The organism is Robiginitalea insularis (assembly GCF_052497835.1).
Genome location: NZ_CP199296.1, coordinates 1,990,652 through 2,011,386, shown reverse-complemented (window position 1 = coordinate 2,011,386; position 20,735 = coordinate 1,990,652). Strand labels below are relative to the sequence as shown.

General features: G+C 48.4%; 18 protein-coding genes. 9 read left to right on the top strand and 9 right to left on the bottom strand.

What is annotated here, in order from left to right; translation table 11 throughout:
- Positions 1-2 precede the first annotated feature (2 nt).
- Positions 3-2,465, top strand: a complete 2,463-nt coding sequence (locus ACT6NV_RS09160) for a hypothetical protein (protein WP_445384176.1) — start codon at positions 3-5, stop codon at positions 2,463-2,465.
- A 104-nt stretch (positions 2,466-2,569) separates the two neighbouring features.
- Here the strand turns inward: ACT6NV_RS09160 and ACT6NV_RS09155 are convergent, their stop codons facing one another.
- From ACT6NV_RS09155 to ACT6NV_RS09145, 3 genes are all read right to left on the bottom strand, one after another.
- Complete coding sequence (locus ACT6NV_RS09155) at positions 2,570-2,794, bottom strand: hypothetical protein (RefSeq protein ID WP_445384175.1); 225 nt, start codon at positions 2,792-2,794, stop codon at positions 2,570-2,572.
- Positions 2,795-2,909: 115 nt separating this feature from the next.
- On the bottom strand, positions 2,910-3,620 hold the full coding sequence (gene lipB, locus ACT6NV_RS09150) for a lipoyl(octanoyl) transferase LipB (protein WP_445384174.1): 711 nt from the start codon (positions 3,618-3,620) through the stop codon (positions 2,910-2,912).
- Positions 3,621-3,640: 20 nt separating this feature from the next.
- The gene (locus ACT6NV_RS09145) at positions 3,641-3,796 is read right to left on the bottom strand and encodes a YqaE/Pmp3 family membrane protein (RefSeq protein ID WP_445381330.1); all 156 of its coding nucleotides are present in this window, start codon (positions 3,794-3,796) and stop codon (positions 3,641-3,643) included.
- A gap of 139 nt (positions 3,797-3,935) precedes the next feature.
- Between ACT6NV_RS09145 and lysS the strand changes: the two genes are divergently transcribed.
- From lysS to ACT6NV_RS09120, 5 genes are all read left to right on the top strand, one after another.
- Entirely contained in the window at positions 3,936-5,624 is a 1,689-nt protein-coding gene (gene lysS, locus ACT6NV_RS09140) for a lysine--tRNA ligase (RefSeq protein WP_445384173.1), read from the top strand.
- Positions 5,625-5,644: 20 nt separating this feature from the next.
- A complete protein-coding gene (locus ACT6NV_RS09135; RefSeq protein ID WP_445384172.1) occupies positions 5,645-7,078 on the top strand; it encodes an SLC13 family permease in 1,434 nt (477 codons plus the stop codon).
- A gap of 351 nt (positions 7,079-7,429) precedes the next feature.
- Positions 7,430-9,931, top strand: coding sequence for a zinc-dependent metalloprotease (locus ACT6NV_RS09130; protein ID WP_445384171.1), 2,502 nt, complete (start codon positions 7,430-7,432; stop codon positions 9,929-9,931).
- A gap of 191 nt (positions 9,932-10,122) precedes the next feature.
- Positions 10,123-10,284 carry a hypothetical protein gene (locus tag ACT6NV_RS09125; RefSeq protein WP_445384170.1) on the top strand — a complete coding sequence of 54 codons (162 nt, stop codon included), beginning with the start codon at positions 10,123-10,125 and terminating at the stop codon, positions 10,282-10,284.
- A gap of 101 nt (positions 10,285-10,385) precedes the next feature.
- Positions 10,386-10,817, top strand: coding sequence for a hypothetical protein (locus ACT6NV_RS09120; protein WP_445384169.1), 432 nt, complete (start codon positions 10,386-10,388; stop codon positions 10,815-10,817).
- A gap of 69 nt (positions 10,818-10,886) precedes the next feature.
- Here ACT6NV_RS09120 and hemL read toward each other — a convergent pair whose 3' ends face one another.
- The 4 genes from hemL to ACT6NV_RS09100 are packed head-to-tail and all read right to left on the bottom strand — an operon-like array spanning position 10,887 to position 14,239.
- Positions 10,887-12,164 carry a glutamate-1-semialdehyde 2,1-aminomutase gene (gene hemL, locus ACT6NV_RS09115; RefSeq protein ID WP_445384168.1) on the bottom strand — a complete coding sequence of 426 codons (1,278 nt, stop codon included), beginning with the start codon at positions 12,162-12,164 and terminating at the stop codon, positions 10,887-10,889.
- Between the two features lies 1 nt (position 12,165).
- The gene (locus ACT6NV_RS09110) at positions 12,166-12,996 is read right to left on the bottom strand and encodes a glucosaminidase domain-containing protein (protein ID WP_445384167.1); all 831 of its coding nucleotides are present in this window, start codon (positions 12,994-12,996) and stop codon (positions 12,166-12,168) included.
- The gene (locus tag ACT6NV_RS09105; RefSeq protein WP_445384166.1) at positions 12,993-13,895 is read right to left on the bottom strand and encodes a 1-aminocyclopropane-1-carboxylate deaminase/D-cysteine desulfhydrase; all 903 of its coding nucleotides are present in this window, start codon (positions 13,893-13,895) and stop codon (positions 12,993-12,995) included. Before ACT6NV_RS09105 ends, ACT6NV_RS09110 begins: the two co-directional genes overlap by 4 nt.
- Positions 13,896-13,903: 8 nt before the next feature.
- Positions 13,904-14,239, bottom strand: coding sequence for a hypothetical protein (locus tag ACT6NV_RS09100; protein ID WP_445384165.1), 336 nt, complete (start codon positions 14,237-14,239; stop codon positions 13,904-13,906).
- A 172-nt stretch (positions 14,240-14,411) separates the two neighbouring features.
- Between ACT6NV_RS09100 and ACT6NV_RS09095 the strand changes: the two genes are divergently transcribed.
- The 3 genes from ACT6NV_RS09095 to ACT6NV_RS09085 all read left to right on the top strand — a co-directional run bounded on the left by ACT6NV_RS09095 (position 14,412) and on the right by ACT6NV_RS09085 (position 17,059).
- Positions 14,412-14,573 (top strand): DUF5522 domain-containing protein, encoded by a 162-nt coding sequence (locus ACT6NV_RS09095; RefSeq protein WP_445381320.1) that lies wholly within the window; start codon positions 14,412-14,414, stop codon positions 14,571-14,573.
- Positions 14,574-14,631: 58 nt separating this feature from the next.
- Positions 14,632-15,201 (top strand): DUF4136 domain-containing protein, encoded by a 570-nt coding sequence (locus ACT6NV_RS09090; protein WP_445384164.1) that lies wholly within the window; start codon positions 14,632-14,634, stop codon positions 15,199-15,201.
- Between the two features lie 103 nt (positions 15,202-15,304).
- Complete coding sequence (locus ACT6NV_RS09085) at positions 15,305-17,059, top strand: aromatic amino acid hydroxylase (protein WP_445384163.1); 1,755 nt, start codon at positions 15,305-15,307, stop codon at positions 17,057-17,059.
- A 12-nt stretch (positions 17,060-17,071) separates the two neighbouring features.
- Here the strand turns inward: ACT6NV_RS09085 and ACT6NV_RS09080 are convergent, their stop codons facing one another.
- Both ACT6NV_RS09080 and alaS read right to left on the bottom strand, forming a co-directional pair.
- On the bottom strand, positions 17,072-18,019 hold the full coding sequence (locus ACT6NV_RS09080; protein WP_445384162.1) for a GSCFA domain-containing protein: 948 nt from the start codon (positions 18,017-18,019) through the stop codon (positions 17,072-17,074).
- A gap of 17 nt (positions 18,020-18,036) precedes the next feature.
- Positions 18,037-20,658: an alanine--tRNA ligase gene (alaS, locus tag ACT6NV_RS09075; RefSeq protein WP_445384161.1), complete on the bottom strand. Its 2,622-nt coding sequence runs from the start codon at positions 20,656-20,658 to the stop codon at positions 18,037-18,039.
- Between the last annotated feature and the right edge of the window lie 77 nt (positions 20,659-20,735).

The window sequence follows — 20,735 nt, the reverse complement described above, 5'->3', positions numbered from 1 at the left end:
ACATGAGAGCAGCAGGTGTTGCATTATTTTTCCTTTTTCTTTTGATTACCTCCTGCAGACCCGGCTCTTCACCTCAAGAGGAAGTCCTGGATTACCTGCCTGAAGAGGTTTCCCTGATTGTAAAAATCAAGGATCCTGACCGACTCCGTTCCGATTACCGGAATTGCGACCTTACGGCCAGTTCTTTTGCAGGGGCAAAAGAAAACGCCCTGAGGTCTGCCCTGGAGCGCATTCTGGATCTGAATGTTTCCGGGGAAGGTTTTCTGATGATGACCACAGAGCCCGATTCCTGGCTGTACATATTTAAGGACAACGCGACGCCCCCAACCCTCACGGGGCCTGCTACAGATAAACAAGCTGCCGACGCGAGCACAGAAAATCTGCAATGGAAATTACCGGATTCCTCTGAACTCGCATCCCGAAAAACACAGAGGTATCAATTAGTAGCATCAAGCGAGCGCCTCCTGCAACCCTCCGGGGATATTCCGGAGGCATTGAAATCAGGTCTTCGCAAAGCGTTGCAAACCACCAACCCCTACGCCAGTGCCTCGCTGATTCTGCCTGAATCGGATATTCATCCAGCCCAATGGTTGCTGACGGAAAATCTCGCCTCTCGAACATCGCTGGATGCTGGTAAATGGGCTGCCTATGACTTACATATGGCCTACGACTCCTTCAGGCTGCAGGGAACGGAAACACAGCCAGACTCAACACTTAATAACCGCAGTCTGATTAAAGATATCCCGGTATTACCGCTTTTAGAGGTGGCGCGTATTGCGCCTACCAATACTGCGGGGATTTACAGCTATTCCCTGGCAGATCCCTCCCGGTTTTTAGCCAATCAATACGTATTGCTCGCACGGAAAAACACCCATGCCAGTATTGTTGAAAGCACAGAACACCTGAGCCTTTTTGAGATCTCAAATGAAACGCTTTTTGCGGTCAAATCTGTCAATACGGACCTTATGGAAGAAGCCCTGCGCCCATTTAAGGGCGAGGTTTCCTCTTTCCAGGGCAGCTCAATCACCAGCCTGAAGGATGCCGGCTTGCTGCAGCAGGCCTTTGAACCGCTGCTCAATAAAATCGAGCCCCCCAATTTCTATTGTAATCTTGAAAACTATTTCATCTTTTCAAAGAATCTGGAGGCGCTTCAGGGCCTTATCAGCGCTTACTCCCGCAAGGATACCTACGCCTTTCAGAAATCATTCGAAAACATCAGCCAGTCCCTGCCGACAGAGGCTTCTGCTCTGGCTTTAGTGACCAACCCGGGTGAGGCAAAGCTTTTGAAGGATCCGGCTACTATTTTCAGCCTTCCTGAGAATATTCTGACAAGCCTGCCACCCGACTACCTGTACCTGGCAGAAATCAATACCGCATCGGAATATTCATTACTATCGTATCAACTCCGCGGGAAACCTTCTGCTGAAACTGAAAAACAAGCAGTGGAACTTCAATTTACCCGGCAACTGGAAGCGGGGATCAGCTGGGGGCCCCAATTTTTAAAAAACCATCTGACCGGCCGGATGGATATAGCTGTTCAGGATGAAAACAATAGATTATACCTGTTTTCGGACCGCGGCAAACCTTACTGGGAGAAAGAGCTCAATGGCCGAGTAAGGGGAAAAATATCACAGGTAGACCTGTTTAAAAACGGAAAGTTACAAATGGCCTTCAATACGAGTTCCGATTTGATGGTCCTGGATCGCAATGGGGAAAAAGTAGCGCCTTTTCCAAAATCTTTTCCGGGAGGTAACCTCAGCGAACTGGCCGTTTTTGATTATGAAAATAATCGAAACTACCGTATGGTGCTGTGCCAGGGAAGCAAGATTTTTATGTTTGACGGGCAGGGACGCGAGGTGCGCGGCTTTAAGTTCCGGGAAGCAGAAAGCCCTGTAAAGGGAACCCCAAAGCATTTACGGATAGGAGCTAAAGATTACCTGATCTTCAAGCTGGAAGATGGGCAGCTGAAAATCCTTAACCGCGTTGGTGACACCCGCGTGAAAGTCTCAGATCGCTTTGATTTCTCAGACAACCCGGTGTATCTCTACAAAAACACTTTTGCTTTTACGGAAGCCGATGGCATGCTGGTTACCATTGATCCCAGAGGGAAGGTTGGACGGATTCCTTTACGCCTTAATAAAGACCACGGGATAGACGCCACCACCAAAACTCTCGCGGTGATGAATGACAATGAACTGAGAATAAAAGGGAAAAGTGCTGAGCTGGACCTGGGAGTCTACACCCATCCGGGCATTTTTTATCTGCATGATATCATTTATGTGGCCGTAACCGACATTCAAAGCCAGCGGGTGTTCCTTTTCCGCTCCGATGTCTCTCCCCTTAAAGGTTTTCCGGTGGAAGGGAACGGCCTGGCGGATATGGCTGATACCGATAATGACCGGAATCCCGAATTGGCGGTACAGTTCAGGGATAGTGCTTTTGCAATTTATAGAATTAGGCGGTAATCTATTTTCTTCCTTGGTAGAAAATAAATGGAGTATCCCGTTCTTTTTAAAGGCAGCGAAGCTGGAAAAAATAGCGTTTCCGGCTTGTTAAATTCACAACCGTTTTACCCAAAACAGGCCATGCTTACCTCGGCTTCCTCTTTCTTAGCTTCCAGAGAATCGTTTTGTTGGGATTGCTCTGCCTTAGCTTCAATAGAAGGGCTTTTCAAATGGTTCGCCTCTGCATCCGGGGAGCTCCAGGCTTCGTATCGTGAGTTAAGCAACATCCCCAGAAAACAAATCCCCAGCATAATGCTTTTGTGTGTAAATTGAGTTCTAATGCTTGACATCTCAGTAGTTATTAACGTAGGTTCTATATACTAAAAGACGCCTGGCAGCACTAAATGTTACATTAAAAGACTTAAAATTCCCTTAAAAGATGGGGCTTATGATTATTGCCTGGAATTATTGAGCGGCTACGGGCTTCAATTCAGCCTCGAAAAGCGAGGCGAAATGCCCCTGTAATTTTTCACGGACCTCTGCCATAGGCACATATCGATCCAGCTCTGCGCTTAGGGATGTAACGGCTTTATCCCGGATCCCGCAAGGGACCATCAGGTCAAAATAACTTAGGTCCGTATTGACATTAAAGGCAAAGCCGTGCATGGTTACCCACCGGCTGGCCCGGACGCCCATAGCACATATTTTCCGTGCCCTGGGGGTTCCTACCCCCAGCCACACCCCGGTTTCCCCTTTGGAGCGTTCTCCCTGAAGCCCGTAATCCTTTAAGGTCAGAATAATCATTTCCTCGAGCAGCCTCAGGTATTTATGAATATCAGTAAAAAAATTTTCCAGGTCCAGGATGGGGTACCCCACAACCTGCCCGGGACCGTGATAGGTGATATCCCCTCCCCTGTTGATTTTGTAGAAAGTTGCCCCGCGCTGGGAAAGCACCTTCTCACTTACCAGTAAGTTGTTGATGTCTCCGCTTTTACCCAGGGTATAGACATGGGGATGCTCTACAAACAATAAGTAATTGGGGGTAGGCTGCTGCTCCCCGGATCGACGGTTGTGCACCTTTATCTTAAGGATTTCCTGAAAAAGTTGTTCCTGGTAATCCCAACTTTCCTTGTAATCCTTAAAACCGATATTCTCTATTAGAACCTGCTTATTCATCGCAGGCAAAGATACAACGATCAGTTGGGATTATTCAGAATGATCAGGGCTGCAATGACCCCGGGGACCCATCCGCAAAGGGTAAGTAAAAAGACTATAAGGACAGAGCCACAGCCTTTCCCGATCACAGAAAGCGGCGGAAAAATAATGGCGAGCAATACGCGCAAAAAGCTCATTGGAGGTGATTTTTGATTGATGTTCAATCATTTGTCGTGGGTAGTGAACATTTGTTACAGTCCCGCACTTTCTAAATCCACAATTACATTGTCCGTTTACCCAATGTGGCTATATTTGCAGGGCTAAATATTCGCACCTATGCAACTGTCTGAGCAAGAGAGCATCCGCCGGGACAAATTGAAAAAATTGAGGGAACTGGGTATTGACCCTTATCCGGCTGCCCTGTATCCAATAAACAGTTCTGCTGCTGAGGTGCAAAAGGACTACAGGGAAGGGAAAGAGGTCATTCTTGCCGGCAGGCTAATGTCCCGCAGGATCCAGGGAAAGGCTTCCTTTGCCGAAATGCAGGATAGCAGTGGGCGCGTCCAGCTTTATTTTAACCGGGATGAAATCTGCCCAGGGGAAGATAAGGCCCTTTACAACGAGGTCTACAAGAAGTTGCTGGACATTGGCGATATTATTGGGGTTGAAGGCAGCCTCTTTACTACTCAGGTTGGTGAAAAAACGGTATTGGTCAAAAATTTTACACTGCTGAGCAAGGCCCTCAGGCCGCTCCCTCTGCCAAAAAAGGATGCCGAAGGAAATGTATATGATGAATTCAACGATCCGGAACAGCGCTATCGACAGCGCTATGTGGACCTGGTCGTAAATCCACAGGTGCGGGACACTTTTTTAAAACGAACATTGATCACCAACAGCATCCGGAAGTTTTTTAACGACAAAGGCTATCTGGAGGTGGAAACACCTATTTTGCAGCCCATTCCGGGAGGAGCAGCTGCCAGGCCTTTTGTTACGCACCACAATGCGCTTAACATCCCCCTTTACCTCAGGATTGCCAATGAACTCTACCTGAAAAGACTGATTGTGGGAGGTTTTGACGGGGTATATGAGTTTGCAAAGGATTTCCGCAATGAAGGGATGGACCGTACCCACAATCCTGAATTTACGGTAATGGAGCTGTATGTTGCCTACAAGGATTACAACTGGATGATGGAAACCACCGAGCAATTGCTGGAAGGTGTAGCCAGGGAAGTTAGCGGAGGGACCCAGATTAAGGCCGGCGGACATACCATAGAATTTAAAGCCCCCTACCCAAGGGTGCCTATACTAGACGCCATTAAGGAACACACCGGATATGAAGTTGGCGGAATGAATGAAGAAGAGCTTCGCGCAGTGGCCAAAAAACTGGGTCTGGAAACTGATGACAGTATGGGAGTAGGGAAGCTGATAGACGAGATCTTCGGGGAATGCTGTGAACACCACTATGTGCAGCCTACCTTTATCATTGACTACCCAAGGGAAATGAGCCCGCTAACCAAGGCACATCGCTCAAAGCCCGGTCTTACCGAGCGTTTTGAGTTACTCATCAACGGTAAGGAAATAGCTAATGCCTATTCTGAGCTGAATGATCCCATAGACCAGCGCGAACGCTTTGAAGAGCAACTGAAACTTTCGGAAAAAGGGGATGATGAGGCCATGTTTATCGATCAGGATTTTCTAAGGGCCCTTGAATACGGAATGCCCCCTACCTCCGGAATCGGGATCGGGATCGATCGGCTGGTTATGTTGCTCACCAACAATGCCTCCATTCAGGAAGTATTATTTTTTCCTCAAATGCGCCCTGAAAAAAAGCCGCTTGACCTGAAGGAAAATGAAAAGACTATCTTAGATTACCTGAAAAAGGAAAAGGAACTCCCCCTGGAGCAGCTTAAGGCTGCAACCGGATTGAGTAATAAAGCCTGGGACAAGGGCATTAAAGGCCTGACCAAGCTGGGGGTTGCTGAAGTAAGCAAAGAAGGTGACACCCTGTTGTGCCGCCTTAAATAGCAGTTTCAAGTAAATACAACATGCACCTGAGCAGAATAATCGGGCTACTTTTAGGACCCTTATTATTTATAGGCATCAACTGCCTTCCTGAAATGATTTCCGGAAACCCGGGTGCCAATGCTGTGATAGCCACTGCCCTCTGGATGATTACCTGGTGGATTACAGAAGCTGTTTCCATCTCGGTTACTGCCCTCTTACCCCTGCTGCTTTTCCCGCTGCTGGGTGTTATGCCCCTGGCCGATGTAGGGGCCAATTACGGCAGTCCGATCATATTCTTGTTTTTCGGGGGCTTTGTGCTGGCACTGGCACTGGAAAAAGTAAACCTCCACAAACGCATTGCCCTGACCATTATCAACCTCACCGGAACTACCCCGGAAAAGGTCGTCCTGGGATTTATGATTGCTACGGCTACCCTCTCCATGTGGATCAGCAATACCGCCAGTACGGTCGTAATGCTGCCGATAGCCATGTCTGTTATCAACTTACTGATTAAGGATGAGGACGGCTTCACTGCCAAAGACCGGAATTTTGCACTGAGTGTGATGCTGGGGATCGCCTTCTCTGCCAACGCCGGAGGGATTGCCACTGTCATTGGAACGCCCCCCAATTCGGTTTTAATAGGATTGCTGGAGAACGAATACAATATTCAGATTTCCTTTTTGAGGTGGATGACCATAGGCCTGCCCTTTTCTTTGGTGATGATCGGCATTTCCTATCTGGTTCTGGTCAAATGGATGTTCCCCTGCAAAGGACTAAGCTTTGGCGCCTCCAGAGGCGTTATCCGCGAGGAGTTACGGAAACTGGGGCCAGCCAGCCGCCATGAGAAGATGGTTTTGGTCATTTTTGGGGTGACGGTTTTTTTATGGATTTTCAGGACGCTGATCAACGAACTTATACCGGGTCTGGGACTTACCGATACGGCTATCAGTATGTTCGGAGCTATTGCCCTGTTTACCTTTCCCTACAACCTTAAACGGGGAGAATTTATACTGCAATGGGGAGATACCTCACGCCTCGCCTGGGGGATTCTGATCCTTTTTGGCGGAGGACTGGCACTGGCCCGGGGGATGTCTGCCAGCGGGCTGGTAGACCTGGTCTCCACCGCTATCGCCAGCAGCGAGATCAGCATTTTGTTTACAGCGGTCCTGCTGATCACCCTGATGCTTTTTATGACCGAGCTGATGAGTAACGTTGCCCTGGTAGCCGTTCTGGCACCCGTTGTAGCAGGAATTGCAATTGGCCTTGAGATCCCGATGTTATATCTGCTGATCCCGGTTACCATTGCCAGTAGTTGTGCCTTCATGTTGCCAATGGCCACTCCCCCCAATGCCATTGTCTTTGCCAGCGGGTATATCCGTGTACATCAGATGGCAAGGGCCGGCTTTATCCTTAATGTTATTTCGATTGCCTTATTGGTTTTTCTGTTCCAGTTTATAATTCCGCTCCTTTTCTAGACAAGTAAAGCCCCTGTGTTTTACAGGGGCTTTACGGCTGACTAATTCAAATAACTGACAGAAATGAGATTATTCTATCACTATATATGGAGCCTTCGTATATTATATATCGAAGGTCATTCTAAATATAAGACGGGCTAAAGATCAGAATGTTACAAATGGGTACGGTTTTAACAGCCCTTTTTGAAATACGAAACCGCATTGCAAATTGCCTATATTTTGGAAAGCCTTGCTATTGTTCAGTTCTTCCCGCAACTCCTCAAGGATTTAGGATAGTGGCTTATGATTTTCTTAACAGCCCTTCTCTCTGATTTTTTATTTATTTGGGTCGCAATTTTTTAAAAACCCCCTATGAAACTCAAAATTACCCTGAGAACACTATTATTATCCTTTCTAATCCTCGGGGCACTGCAGCCTGCAGAAGCCCAATTATTCAAGAAAAAAAAGAAAAAAACAGAACAAAAGGCTGAGAAACCTTCCGGCGACAAAAACGGGATTAAACCCTATTCCAAGGTTATTACCAAAGATGCCGAAACAGATGCAGGTCTATTTGATGTTCACACTGTAGAAGACAAAAAATATTACGAGATCCCGGATTCCCTTTTCGGGCGGGAAATGCTGATGGTTAGCCGGATTGCCAAAACCGCTTCCGGAATTGGTTTCGGGGGCGGAAAAATTAACACCCAGGTACTGCGCTGGGAAAAAAAGCCCAAAAAAGTGTTATTGCGGGTAGTCAGCTATGATGTGGTGGCAGCAGATTCCCTTCCGGTACACGAGGCAGTCGTAAACTCCAATTTTGAACCTGTCCTATTTGCTTTCGATATCAAAGCCCTGAAAAAAGACTCCATCAGCCCGGCAACGGTCATTGAAATTGATGACTTGTTCACTAAAGACGTCAAGGCTCTTGGGATGCCCAATCGGTACCGGCAGCGCTACAAAGTTTCCCGGCTCGACGGAGATCGGAGCTATATTGAATCAATAAAGAGTTACCCTTTGAACATTGAAGCCCGGCATGTAAAAACCTATGCAGCCAGCAACCCCCCATCCAATGGCAGCCTGGGTTCCATTTCAATTGAGATCAACAATTCCATGATCCTGCTGCCGAAGGAACCGATGAAGAGAAGGTATTATGACCAGCGGGTCGGTTGGTTCACTACCGATCAGGTAGATTACGGCCTGAACGAACAGCGAAGCAAAACCGTGCAGTTCCTGGACCGCTGGAGATTGGAAGTTAAGGAAGAAGACCGTGAGAAATTTGAACGTGGGGAATTGGTGGAACCCAAAAAACCAATTGTATACTACGTAGACCGGGCCACTCCAAAAGAATGGGTTCCCTTTATCAAACAGGGAATTGAGGACTGGCAGGTTGCCTTTGAGGCCGCCGGCTTCAAAAATGCTATTATAGCAAAAGACCCGCCCAGCCCCGAAGAAGACCCGGAATGGTCGCCGGAAGACGTCCGCTATTCGGTGGTACGTTACCTGGCCTCCCCCATTCCAAATGCAAACGGGCCACACGTGAGTGATCCGAGAAGCGGGGAAATCCTGGAGTCGGACATCAACTGGTACCATAATGTAATGAGCCTGCTCCGAAACTGGTTTTTTGTACAGACCGCTGCCATTAACCCGGATGCCCGGGGGGTTGCCTTTGAGGAAGAGGTGATGGGAAGGCTCATCCGCTTTGTATCTTCTCACGAAGTAGGGCATACTTTGGGTCTGCCACACAATATGGGAAGCAGCGTGGCCTACCCTGTAGATTCGCTGCGTTCGGCTGCCTTCACAAAGGAATTCGGTACAGCCCCTTCCATTATGGACTATGCCCGCTTTAATTATGTAGCCCAACCAGGGGACGAAGGGGTAGCCCTGATGCCCAACATTGGAATCTATGATAAATACGCCATTGAATGGGGTTACCGTCCCATCCCGGGTAAAACGGCGGAGGAAGAAAAGCCCATTCTGGATCAGTGGATCATGGAACATGCAGGAGACCCGCTGTACCGATTCGGGCAACAGCAGGTAGGGGATGTAGTAGATCCGAGCTCCCAAACGGAGGACCTGGGAGATGATGCTGTAAAAGCCAGCGAATACGGAATTGCCAATCTGAAGCGAATTGTCCCGAACTTAATTGAATGGACCCGGGAAGAGGGTAAGAATTACGAAGACCTTGAAACCATGTACGGACAGGTAGTGGGGCAGTTCCGCCGCTACATGGGGCATGTTTCCAATAATATCGGGGGCGTATATGAAAACTACAAGACCTATGATCAGGAAGGAGCCGTTTATACCCACGTCCCTAAGGGCCATCAGGAAAAGTGCATGGCTTTCCTGCAGGAACAACTCTTTCAGACGCCCGAATGGATGCTTGATAAGGAGCTTTTTGAAAAATTTGAATATTCAGGATCTGTAGAGCGGATCCGGGCCATTCAGGTCCGTACCCTGAATAACATCCTGAGTCTGGGTAAACTGGCAAGACTGGTGGAAAACCAGACCCTGAACGGAAACCAGGCATACACCCTACCCGAAATGATGAAAGATCTGCGCAATGGCTTGTGGTCAGAACTGCGCAACGGCAGAAGTATAGATACCTACAGACGGAATTTACAAAAAGCGCATATAGATCGCCTGGAATACCTGATGACTGCCGAAAGCCAGCGCAAATTACCAGATTTCGGAGGTTACAGAAAATCTACAGCAGTAACCACCAGCCAGTCTGATATACGATCCGTAGCGAGGGCAGAGTTAAACGCCCTGCAACGCAGTATCCGTTCGGCCATTGGAAGAACTTCTGATGACATGAGCCGTTATCACCTGCAGGATGTGGCTGAAAGAATTAACCAGATCTTAAACCCCAGTTAAGTCTTTCTTAACCGATAAAAAGCAAAAAATACCGGTATACCCCTCGGGCTGCCGGTTTTTTTCATTTAAGACAGGGCTGGTTTACCACAAAATTGGGCCATTTTACAACAAAGGGTGGGTACAATCACAACAAAGACGGTGTAGGCGCCTCTTTTCGTAATATCTTGGTAGTAAACAAAACCCCCAAACAGATGACTTATAAAATCAAAAGCCTGTTTTATCTTTTTGCCTTTATTATTGCCAGTCTGATATACTACAATTTGGACTCCGGGCAAAATCAGCAATCTCAAAAAAACGCCGAAGTGGTTGCGCATTCCCAAACCACCAGCACACAGGCAGCCATTGCTCCCTGAGTGGCTCAGTGGCTGTTAAATATTCCTCAAAACCATCTTTTGCATTAAACCTAAGGCGATTCTCCTTCTCTAAGAAAGGTTAGTAATATAAATCGAATCGCATGAAAAATGTAATGATTGCCCTGCTACTGCTTTGTTCTTTCAGTCTGGCAGCGCAGGGAAAACATCGTGGTTTCCACGGCAAAAAGATGGCCCAAACAAACTTAAGTGTAGAACAGCAGGCTATCCTGCAATCCAAAAGGATGACCCTGTTGTTGGATCTGTCTTCAGATCAGCGGCAGCATTTAGAAAGAATCCTGATCGATCAGATTGGAAGCAAAAAGGAAATGCAGGCCCGTAGAAAAGTGATGAGGGACTCAGCTGTGGCCCCGGATCCGGAGCAGCGCTTTGAATATCTGAATGCCTTACTGGAAGAACAGATTGCCTTTCAAAACCAAATGAAAGGCATCCTTTCAGAAGAGCAATACGGGATCTGGAAAAAAGCTAATCTTGCCAAACACCGGGGAAAAAGGCATCCTGCAGTGATAAGATAATAATTAAAAGCAGGGTAAGTCCCTGCTTTTTAACTCTTACACATCGCGGTTTACATTTGAATACTGCTCTTACAAAGCTTCACTTGCAGCTTCAATTGCTTTGTCAAGGTCGGCATAGCTGAGAGCGTCATTCAGGAAATAACTCTCAAAAGCACTCGGAGGCAGATACACTCCCCTGTCCAGCATACCATGAAAGTAACGGTTGAAATGCGGGTTATTCCCGCTTGCAGCCGATTCAAAATCCCGAACAGGCTGATCCGTAAAATGAACAGAAATCATGGAACCGTAACGGTTTATCTGAACAGGGATGTCCTTGTTGCTCAAAACGGTTTGTAGTCCCTTATGCAGGTAGGCCGTTTTCTCTTCCAGCCTTTTGAAAACCTGTGGATCCTTTTCCATGCTATCCAGCATGGCAAGTCCGGCACCCATTGCAAGGGGGTTGCCACTAAGGGTTCCGGCCTGATAGACGGGGCCTTCCGGAGCCAGATAACTCATGATCTCTGTATTTGCCGCAAAGGCACCTACGGGCAATCCGCCTCCGATAACCTTGCCAAAGCAGACCAGGTCTGCCCTGATCCCCAATGTTTCCTGGGCGCCTCCTTTGGCCAGGCGGAATCCGGTCATGACCTCATCAAATATCAATAGGATTCCTTCAGATGAGCACAGCTCCCTCAACCCTTCAATAAATTCCGGTTCAGGCGGAATACAGCCCATGTTCCCGGCAACGGGTTCTATGATTACTGCGGCTACCTGCCCTTTATTGGCCTCAACCAGGCGCTCCACGCTTTCCAGATTGTTATAAGCAGCCAGAAGGGTGTCCTTGGCGGTACCCTGGGTCACCCCCGGGCTATTCGGGCTTCCAAATGTTACTGCCCCGCTGCCGGCCTGAATCAGAAAGGCATCGGCATGCCCGTGGTAGCAGCCCGCAAATTTTATGATTTTTTCCTTGCCTGTATACCCCCGGGCCAGACGGATAGCACTCATACAGGCTTCCGTGCCGCTGTTTACAAATCGTATTTTCTCTATGTTCGGAACCATGGATACAGCCCTTTCAGCAAGTTCTGTTTCCAGGCTGGTGGGCATCCCGTAAGAAGTGCCCAGCCTGGCTCTTTGGACCACTGCGTCCACAACAGGCTGGTAGGCGTGGCCAAAAAGCAAGGGGCCCCAGGAGGCAATAAAGTCGATGTAGGTATTATCGTCTTCATCGGTAAAATAAGCCCCTTTGGCTTCTTTTACAAAAACAGGTGTGCCTCCTACCGCCTTAAAAGCCCGGACTGGGGAATTAACCCCTCCGGGCAGGACCTGATTCGCTTTGCGGAACAGTGCACTGCTTCGGGTGTATCGCATTTTACTTTTTTACCTTTTCGGGTTTAACTTTAAGAAGCTGGCCAATGGAGATTTCAGTACTGTCCAGGCCGTTTATCTGCATTAATTCTTCTACGGTCATGTAGTATCGCCTGGAGAGCGCATACAGGGTATCTCCGGCCTGAACTTCATGAACACTATGTCCGCCAACATCTGAGGAAGCAAGCCCGGCTGTTACCGTGAATTCTTCCCCTAACACTTCTGAATCAAATCGATACAGCCGGTAGCGCTCGATCAGGGCAATCAATTTCTGGGGGTATTTACGGTCGGTGGCATAACCTGCCGCCTTTAAACCCCTGGCCCATCCTTTGTAATCGTTCTTACGCAGTTCAAAAAGGCTGGCATAACGTGAGCGGGTGGTCAGAAATATACTGTGGTCCCTGTAGGAATACATCGGGTGGTTGTACTTACGGAAACATTCCCCCCGGGCATCGTCATCATGTCGTTCATAATCCCCCTCCCAGCCGGTGTGGCATTTAATCCCGAAATGATTATTGGTTTTACGAGTCAGGGGACCGTTACCAAAACCGCTTTCCAAAAGCCCCTGTGCCAGCGTGATGCTGGCAGGAATACCATAAGCCTGCATTTCGGCCTGTGCTATCCCGGAAAAATTCTGAATATACTCCTCCGGGGAGGCCGTTGGGACAAATTTAAACCTGCCCTGGTCCGGTGGTAAAGGATAATTACCTTCCGGGGGGTTTGATCGATTGGAAACCGAGTTGGTTTCACCCTTGTTAAGTGTGCTGCGTTTTTTTGTCCCGCATCCCGCCAGGAACAGGCAAGACAGGAATAAATACCCTACTATTCTTTTCATACCTCCAACAAAGGTAAGTTCTTTTTCTGCAATTTCGGATTCATCCCTTCAATTCCCTGCAAGCCCCCGGTATGAATTGCCAGGATTTTGGACCCCGCTTTAAAACCGTCAACCCGAACCTCTTCCAGAATCCCATAGAACAGTTTCCCGGTGTAAACAGGATCCAAAGGTATACCTGTTTCCCGGTAGAAACCATTGATAAATTCGATAAGTTCCCTGTTTATTTTGCCGTACCCCCCAAAATGATACTTGTCTACCAGAGCCCAATTGTTTGATGGTATTAAATTGCTTAATTCGCTGGAAAAGCCCTCCGCCTTCAGAGCCGGAAATCCCAATACGGTCTGATTGGGGGCCGCAGCGGAAGCCAGGCCCGCAAGCGTACCTCCGGTGCCTACACTGCAACAGATATAATGGAATTGCTGATCTTCAGGACTGAGGATTTCCGAACAGCCCGCTATGGCCGCTTCATTGGTCCCACCTTCCGGAAGGATATACGGATACTTGTACTCTACATTTATTTTTTCCAGGAATCCGGGGTCCGCTTTCTGTCTGTATGCCTCCCGGCTTATAAAAACCAACTGCATTCCATTATCACTGGCAGCCTGCAGGGTGGGGTTTAATGGCTTCCCGGCCAATTCCTCACCCCGGATGAGCCCAATGGTCTTAAAGCCAAATAATTTTCCAGCCGCCGCTGTAGCATGTATGTGGTTGGAAAAAGCCCCGCCAAAAGTAAGCAAAGCCCCATGACCCCTTTCAGCAGCCCTTTTCAGATTGTATTTCAGCTTTCTGTATTTGTTCCCGGAGAGTTCCGGAAAAAGCAGGTCTTCCCTTTTTACATAAAGCTCTACCTTTTTATGCTCAAGAAGGGGTAGCTTTAGCAGCTGAGTCACAGATTTCAAAACAGAGCTCAGGGTTTTTTAAAGAGATAATTGATAAAAGCAAAGGGTTTGCGCCCGGAAAGATACTCCAGATGCCTTTCGCGGGCATAGGCTTCGCGTTCAAAACTGATGTTCTTGTAAGCCTGGTAAAAATCCTGACAGATCAGGCTCCTGATAAGCCACTCGGTAAAATACCAGAGGTAAAAAAAAACGACCAGCATTTCCGTCTGTTGCCTCAGGTGAATGCGTTCGTGATTGATCAGAACCGCATCCTCCATCAGGTTTTTATTTCGCAGGATGATAAAGGGCCATAGCGATAGCCCGACGTAATTCCGGTAAAAGAGATGTTTAAAAACCAGGATCATCTGCTATAAAACGTTTCACTACAAATATATTGTTTTCAACACTGTCCTTTTCGCTGAACGGACGGGAGTTATCTACGATTAATAAACAATAGGGTGGTTTTGGCCCGGAGGGTAGTTTGGCTTTTATGCTTATTTTTGCGGTTGAGAAAACGGTGTATACAGCAAGACAAAAATGGCAGAAAAAATACCCCTGGAAGCGGGAGATTATTACTGGACTGAGGAAGGTTACCGGGTCTTTACCGCTCAATATCTGCTAAAAAGGGGCTACTGCTGTGAAAGCGGATGCAGGCACTGTCCGTATGGATTCAATCCTAAAACAAGCGGCTATAAATAAGCTTGGTTCGGCATGATATTTGCACTAATTTTAAATAAAAATGCTAAAAATTGCCGTTATGAAATCCATCCGTTTCCTCCTGCTACTTGTGGGAACAGCCCTTTTTATGAGTTGTTCTACCGTCCGCGTAATTTCCGATTACGACACCAATACAAACTTCAATCAATACAGAAGTTATGCCTTTTACAAAACTGGCATAGATAAGGCGCAGATCTCGGATCTCGATAAAAAACGGATTTTGAGGGCCATCGAAACCGAAATGGCATCAAAAGGATTTGTGAAATCTGAAAACCCCGATTTGTTGGTAAGTATTTTTACTACCGAAAAAGAGCGGGTAGATGTCTACAACAATAATTTTGGCTGGGGCTGGGGTTACGGTTGGGGCTATTGGAACCCCTGGTTCTGGGGTGGCCCGGGCTGGTACGGACCAAGCGTTAGTACACGAACCGAGGGCGCCCTTTATATAGACCTGATTGATTCGGAACGCAAAGAACTGGTCTGGCAGGGCCGTGGTACGGGAACCCTTGGCAATATGCAGGATGTCCGGAAGAAAGAAGCCCGTATCCGGGAATTTGTCTCAAAAATCATGGAAAAATACCCGCCGCAACCCATGGGTGCCGGCCGGTAAATAATACAAAACCATCCCGGGTCCAGCCCGGAGGCCAGGCCAAGGTTTAAACCCGGGATTTCCCGGGTTTTTGTATCTTTATGGGACCTTAAAAAAAGCATTCATGAGTTACGAAAGCAACCCAATTCTGGACCGGCTGCCCAAGCACTTACAGCAGTATATCAAACCACAGAATTATGAAGATTACTCCCCTGTAGACCAGGCTGTATGGCGGTATGTAATGCGGAAAAATGTGGATTACCTCAGCAGGGTGGCTCATGATTCGTATACCTCAGGTCTTAAGAAAACGGGGATTTCCATTGACCATATCCCGAATATGTATGGAATGAACCGTATCCTGAAAGAAATCGGGTGGGCTGCAGTAGCCGTGGATGGATTTATTCCTCCCGCTGCTTTTATGGAGTTTCAGGCGTATAATGTTCTGGTTATAGCCTCAGACATCCGGCAACTGGAGCATATTGAATACACCCCGGCGCCCGATATCATTCACGAAGGGGCCGGTCACGCCCCCATTATTGCGAATCCGGAATACGCCGAATACCTGAGGCGTTTCGGTGAAATCGGCTGTAAGGCGATCTCCAGTGCCAAAGACTACGAATTATATGAAGCCGTCAGGCACCTCTCCATCATAAAAGAGGCCCCCGGTACAGATGAGAAGGATATTGAGAAGGCTGAACAAAAAATTGAAGTATTACAGGAAAATATGGGGGAGCCCAGCGAGATGGCCCTGATCCGTAACCTGCATTGGTGGACTGTAGAATACGGGCTGATCGGAAGCCTGGAGCATCCTAAGATATACGGGGCCGGTTTGCTGTCCTCTATTGGGGAAAGCAATTGGTGTATGACAGACAAAGTCAAGAAAATACCCTATTCCATAGAAGCGGCCCGTACTTCTTTTGACATTACAAAACCGCAACCCCAGCTTTTTGTAACACCGGATTTTGCTTTTCTGAGCCAGGTGCTGGAGGAGTTTGCCAACACCATGGCGCTTCGGAAAGGCGGGTTGGACGGCCTGCAGAAACTGATACGCTCTGAGGCACTTGGAACCGTGGAGCTGAGTACAGGCCTGCAGATTTCAGGAATATTTACCCGGGCCATTGAACACGATGGCAAGGCAATTTACCTGCAAACGAAAGGACCTACAGCCCTGGCGTATCGGGAGAAGGAATTGATCGGGCACAGCACTGCACAGCACCCGGATGGGTTCGGGGCCCCGGTTGGGAAACTTAAAGGGATCAACCTGGCTATCGAAGATATGAGCCCGAGGGACCTGAAAGCTTATAAAATATATGAGGGGGAACGTGTAGATCTTGAATTTACGGGAGGAATTACCCTTAGCGGGGATATTATCACAGGAACCAGAAATTTAAGGGGGGAAATTATCCTGATTACTTTCGAGAATTGTCTGGTAAAATACAGGGATGAAATCCTGTTCAAACCCGAATGGGGATTGTACCATATGGCCGTGGGGGAGCAAATCGTGGCCGCGTTTAACGGTCCGGCAGATTTGAACAGCTTTGACCTGGTTACGCACAAAACAGAAAGCACTACTATCAAAGTCAAAAAGGACCAGAAACGGCAGCAACTGGAACGCCTCTACGGGCAAATCAGGGAGTTCCGTGAAGGGATTAACACCACCATATCCCGAAACAAAGTATTACAGGAATTACAGGCAAACCACCCCGAAGACTGGTTGTTGTCTGTGGAGCTGCTGGAACTGGCCACAGGGGCCCAGGATGCCCCGTTCGCAAAAGAAATACGGGACCACCTGGAAACCGTAAAACAACAGCGGCCGGAAGTTGGGCATTTAATAGATGACGGGATTGCCCTTGCGGAGGGTACCCGGGTTACCTCTTGAATGTATCCTGATTTATGAGAAATCCATAAAAGGATAGCGCCCTGCCAGCTCCTTTATCTGTCCCTCCAGCTTTTGTCGAAAGTTGCGATGGGCATCAGAATCGGGGTGCAGAGGGCGATGTGCCAGGCCTTTGCGAATACGGTCTACTTCCTCCAGCACCGGATTCAGTTCCGGGTCTATCCAGCTAGCTTTGAATCGTTCCCAGATATAGTCTATTGCCATAGCATTAGGGTGAACCAGATCCGGCTCATAGAAGCGGTAATCCCTGAGCTCATCCATCATGATCTCATAAGCCGGGAAATACTGAACAAGACCGGAGTCTGCCAGTTTATGCACTGCTGCCAATAGATGGGCTTTACTGCGCTGGTTCTCGACAAGGCCATCCCTGATATGGCGAACGGGGGATACGGTCATTAGGAAGTGCACCCCCGGATTGACCTCCCTGATTTTAGACAAGGCCCGAAAAAGGGATTCCTCCAACTGCCCGGGGTCCATTAATTGCTTTTCAAACAGGGATGCGGGCATTTTCTGGCAGTTTCCAACCCAGTCCCCACTGCTCAAAAGCTGGTAGGCCAAAGCAGTGCCCAGGGTAATAACGATATGTGAAGCCCGTCCCAGGTCTTCGCAAAGCGCCTGTAGTGCCTCATTGTGGAGGGTTATAGTTTTGTTCAGGTCAGGCCCGGCCAGGTCTGAATGGGCCTCAAAATTGCGCCAGAGGTCCTGATTTTTAAAAAAATCGTCCTTAACATAAGAGTGCCCGGCCAGTGAGCGGTCAATAACTGTTTCAATGGCCTTTGGGTGGTACAAAATTCCAAGGGGGTTGGTGAGTTGTTGAAATTGGAAATGGGCTAATTTAGCACCCAGGTGGGCTGCAAAACAGGATCCCAGCAATACTACCGGCTGCTCATAGCCGATTAGGGGTTCTCCCTGCCTTACAGGTACTTCGGTGCTCCATTTCATGCATTATGCTCTTTGGGTCAGGACGTTTCCAGATAGGCCTCAACAGCCTTTAAAGCCTCGGGTATTCCCTCGGGTCGTTTGCCCCCGGCGGTGGCGAAAAAGGGCTGACCGCCACCACCGCCCTGAATATGCTTACCCAATTCCCTGACAATGGCCCCCGCATTTAAATTCCGCTCTGCCACAACTGGTTTCGAAATATAGCAGCTCAGGATGGCCTTGCCTTCCTGCTCGGTAGCCAGCAGCAAAAAGAGGTCTGAATACTCCTGTCCCAGTTCAAAGCAGAGGTCCTTTATGGCAGCTGCATCCAGGTCAATCTTTTTGGCGAGGAAATGCACGCCATTTGCCTCCCGGATGGCTTCTTTGAGTTCCGCCTTGAGCAGTCCGGCTTTTTCACGAGTAAGCCGCTCTATTTCCTTTTTCAGCTCCGAATTTTCCTGTTGCAGTCCGTTAATGGCCTGCAGCGGGTCTTTGGCGTTTTTCAACAGTCCTTTTATTTCATGCAGGGTGTGGTCTGCCTCGGCAAAATAATCCCTTACGGCATCGGAGGTAATCGCCTCTATACGCCTTACCCCTGCGGCAATAGCGCTTTCCGACACGATTTTAAAATGCCAGATGTCGGCCGTATTGGCCACATGCGTACCCCCACACAGTTCTATGGATTCCCCGAAGCGGATGGTACGTACCGAATCCCCGTATTTCTCCCCGAAAAGCGCCATAGCCCCTTCCTGCTGTGCCTGTTTCAGGGGAATATTCCTTTGTTCAACAAGCGGCAGCTGTTCCTCGATACGTGCATTGACAAAAGACTCCACCTGCTCCAGTTCTGCTTGGGAGAGTTTGGAAAAATGCGAAAAGTCGAAACGCAGGTATTTGGAATGCACCGCTGAACCCTTTTGTTCCACATGGGTTCCGAGGACCGTTCTCAGCGCCTGGTGCAGCAAGTGGGTGGCCGAATGGTTTCGCGCGGTTCGCTCCCGCTGCTTACGGTCTACCACGGCCTTTAATTTCCCTTCAAGGTCCGAAGGCAGATTTTTGCTGATATGCAGGATTTCATTGTTTTCCTTACGTGTATCCAGGATGTAAACGACATCGCCGTTCCCGGTTTCCAGATAACCTTTGTCCCCTACCTGACCGCCGCCCTCCGGATAAAATGGGGTTTTATCAAAGACCAGTTGAAATTGATCCCCCTCTTTTTTAGAAGAAACCTTTCGGTACTTGACCAGTTGAACCGTTGCCGTGAGCTGGTCATAGCCAATAAATTCCGGCTGATGCCCCTCGTGTAATACGGTCCAGTCATCACGAGCAATTTCCGAGGCTGCCCGGGAGCGGTTTTTCTGTTCCTCCATGGCCAGGCGGAAACCCTCTTCATCCAGGGAATAGCCTTTCTCCTCAAGGATAAGGGCCGTCAGGTCTATGGGAAAGCCGAAGGTGTCGTACAGTTCAAAGGCCTGTTTTCCATCCACAATTTTCCCGGAAGTGCGGCCGATAATATCATCCAGCAGGCCCAGACCCTGCTCCAGGGTTTTGAGGAAGGAAACTTCTTCTTCCCGCACCACATTTTCAATAAGTTGTTGCTGTTCCCTGAGCTCAGGGAAGGCATCCCCCATGAGATTGCCCAGAACTTTTACCAGTTTGAACATAAAAGGTTCCCTGGCGCCTAAAAAAGTGAAACCGTAGCGGATAGCCCTCCTGAGGATCCTCCGGATTACATATCCCGCTCCTGAATTCGCCGGCAACTGCCCGTCTGCTATAGCAAAGGAAACCGCGCGGATATGATCGGCAAGAACCCTTATGGCAATATCCGTCTCACGCCCGGAACCATATTTGGAGCCGGTAATGGCCTCTATTTCCCGAATCAGGGGAGTGAAGAGATCTGTATCGTAATTAGATTGCACCCCCTGCAATACCATACAAAGCCTTTCAAAGCCCATACCCGTATCCACATGCCGCTGTGGCAGGGGTTCCAGGCGTCCATCGGCCTTTCGGTTGTATTGAATAAAAACCAGGTTCCATATTTCCACTACCTGCGGGTGGTCCTGGTTCACCAGCTGTGCCCCGTCCGTTTTTTTGCGTTCTTCTGCTGAGCGGATATCCACATGGATCTCCGAGCAGGGACCGCAGGGTCCCTGATCCCCCATTTCCCAGAAGTTATCCTTTTTAGAACCCATTAGGATGCGCTCCTCCGGGAGGATAGCCTTCCAGTAATCAAAAGCCTCCTGGTCCTTTTCCAGCTTATCGGCATCCTTCGTCCCTTCAAAAATGGTGATATATAAACGGTCCGGATCTATCTTACAGACCCCTGTCAAAAATTCCCAGGCCCAGGGGATGGCTTCTTTCTTAAAGTAATCGCCAAAGCTCCAGTTCCCTAGCATCTCGAACATGGTGTGGTGGTAGGTATCCTTTCCAACCTCTTCCAGGTCATTGTGTTTCCCGCTAACCCTCAGGCACTTCTGGGTGTCTGCAACCCTTGGGGCGCTCGCCTTGCTGATCCCCAGGAAATATTCCTTGAACTGGTTCATCCCGGCATTGGTAAACATCAGGGTAGGATCATCCTTGATTACCATGGGAGCCGAAGGCACTATTTTATGCCCTTTCTCCTTAAAAAATTCTAAAAATTTGCTTCTTATATCCCTGGAAGTCATTGGAAAAGCCTGGCTTACTTTAAATTTAAGTTTTTGTGCAAAACAATTTTTATATTTGTTACTTGCAGCTATCGACG

Excerpts from the sequence above, each read along its gene's own strand:
- ACT6NV_RS09160 (WP_445384176.1), top strand. The coding sequence starts at position 3 with ATGAGAGCAGCAGGTGTTGCATTATTTTTCCTTTTTCTTTTGATTACC.
- ACT6NV_RS09155 (WP_445384175.1), bottom strand. The coding sequence starts at position 2,794 with ATGTCAAGCATTAGAACTCAATTTACACACAAAAGCATTATGCTGGGG.
- lipB (WP_445384174.1), bottom strand. The coding sequence starts at position 3,620 with ATGAATAAGCAGGTTCTAATAGAGAATATCGGTTTTAAGGATTACAAG.
- ACT6NV_RS09145 (WP_445381330.1), bottom strand. The coding sequence starts at position 3,796 with ATGAGCTTTTTGCGCGTATTGCTCGCCATTATTTTTCCGCCGCTTTCT.
- lysS (WP_445384173.1), top strand. The coding sequence starts at position 3,936 with ATGCAACTGTCTGAGCAAGAGAGCATCCGCCGGGACAAATTGAAAAAA.
- ACT6NV_RS09135 (WP_445384172.1), top strand. The coding sequence starts at position 5,645 with ATGCACCTGAGCAGAATAATCGGGCTACTTTTAGGACCCTTATTATTT.
- ACT6NV_RS09130 (WP_445384171.1), top strand. The coding sequence starts at position 7,430 with ATGAAACTCAAAATTACCCTGAGAACACTATTATTATCCTTTCTAATC.
- ACT6NV_RS09125 (WP_445384170.1), top strand. The coding sequence starts at position 10,123 with ATGACTTATAAAATCAAAAGCCTGTTTTATCTTTTTGCCTTTATTATT.
- ACT6NV_RS09120 (WP_445384169.1), top strand. The coding sequence starts at position 10,386 with ATGAAAAATGTAATGATTGCCCTGCTACTGCTTTGTTCTTTCAGTCTG.
- hemL (WP_445384168.1), bottom strand. The coding sequence starts at position 12,164 with ATGCGATACACCCGAAGCAGTGCACTGTTCCGCAAAGCGAATCAGGTC.
- ACT6NV_RS09110 (WP_445384167.1), bottom strand. The coding sequence starts at position 12,996 with ATGAAAAGAATAGTAGGGTATTTATTCCTGTCTTGCCTGTTCCTGGCG.
- ACT6NV_RS09100 (WP_445384165.1), bottom strand. The coding sequence starts at position 14,239 with ATGATCCTGGTTTTTAAACATCTCTTTTACCGGAATTACGTCGGGCTA.
- ACT6NV_RS09095 (WP_445381320.1), top strand. The coding sequence starts at position 14,412 with ATGGCAGAAAAAATACCCCTGGAAGCGGGAGATTATTACTGGACTGAG.
- ACT6NV_RS09090 (WP_445384164.1), top strand. The coding sequence starts at position 14,632 with ATGAAATCCATCCGTTTCCTCCTGCTACTTGTGGGAACAGCCCTTTTT.
- ACT6NV_RS09085 (WP_445384163.1), top strand. The coding sequence starts at position 15,305 with ATGAGTTACGAAAGCAACCCAATTCTGGACCGGCTGCCCAAGCACTTA.
- ACT6NV_RS09080 (WP_445384162.1), bottom strand. The coding sequence starts at position 18,019 with ATGAAATGGAGCACCGAAGTACCTGTAAGGCAGGGAGAACCCCTAATC.
- alaS (WP_445384161.1), bottom strand. The coding sequence starts at position 20,658 with ATGACTTCCAGGGATATAAGAAGCAAATTTTTAGAATTTTTTAAGGAG.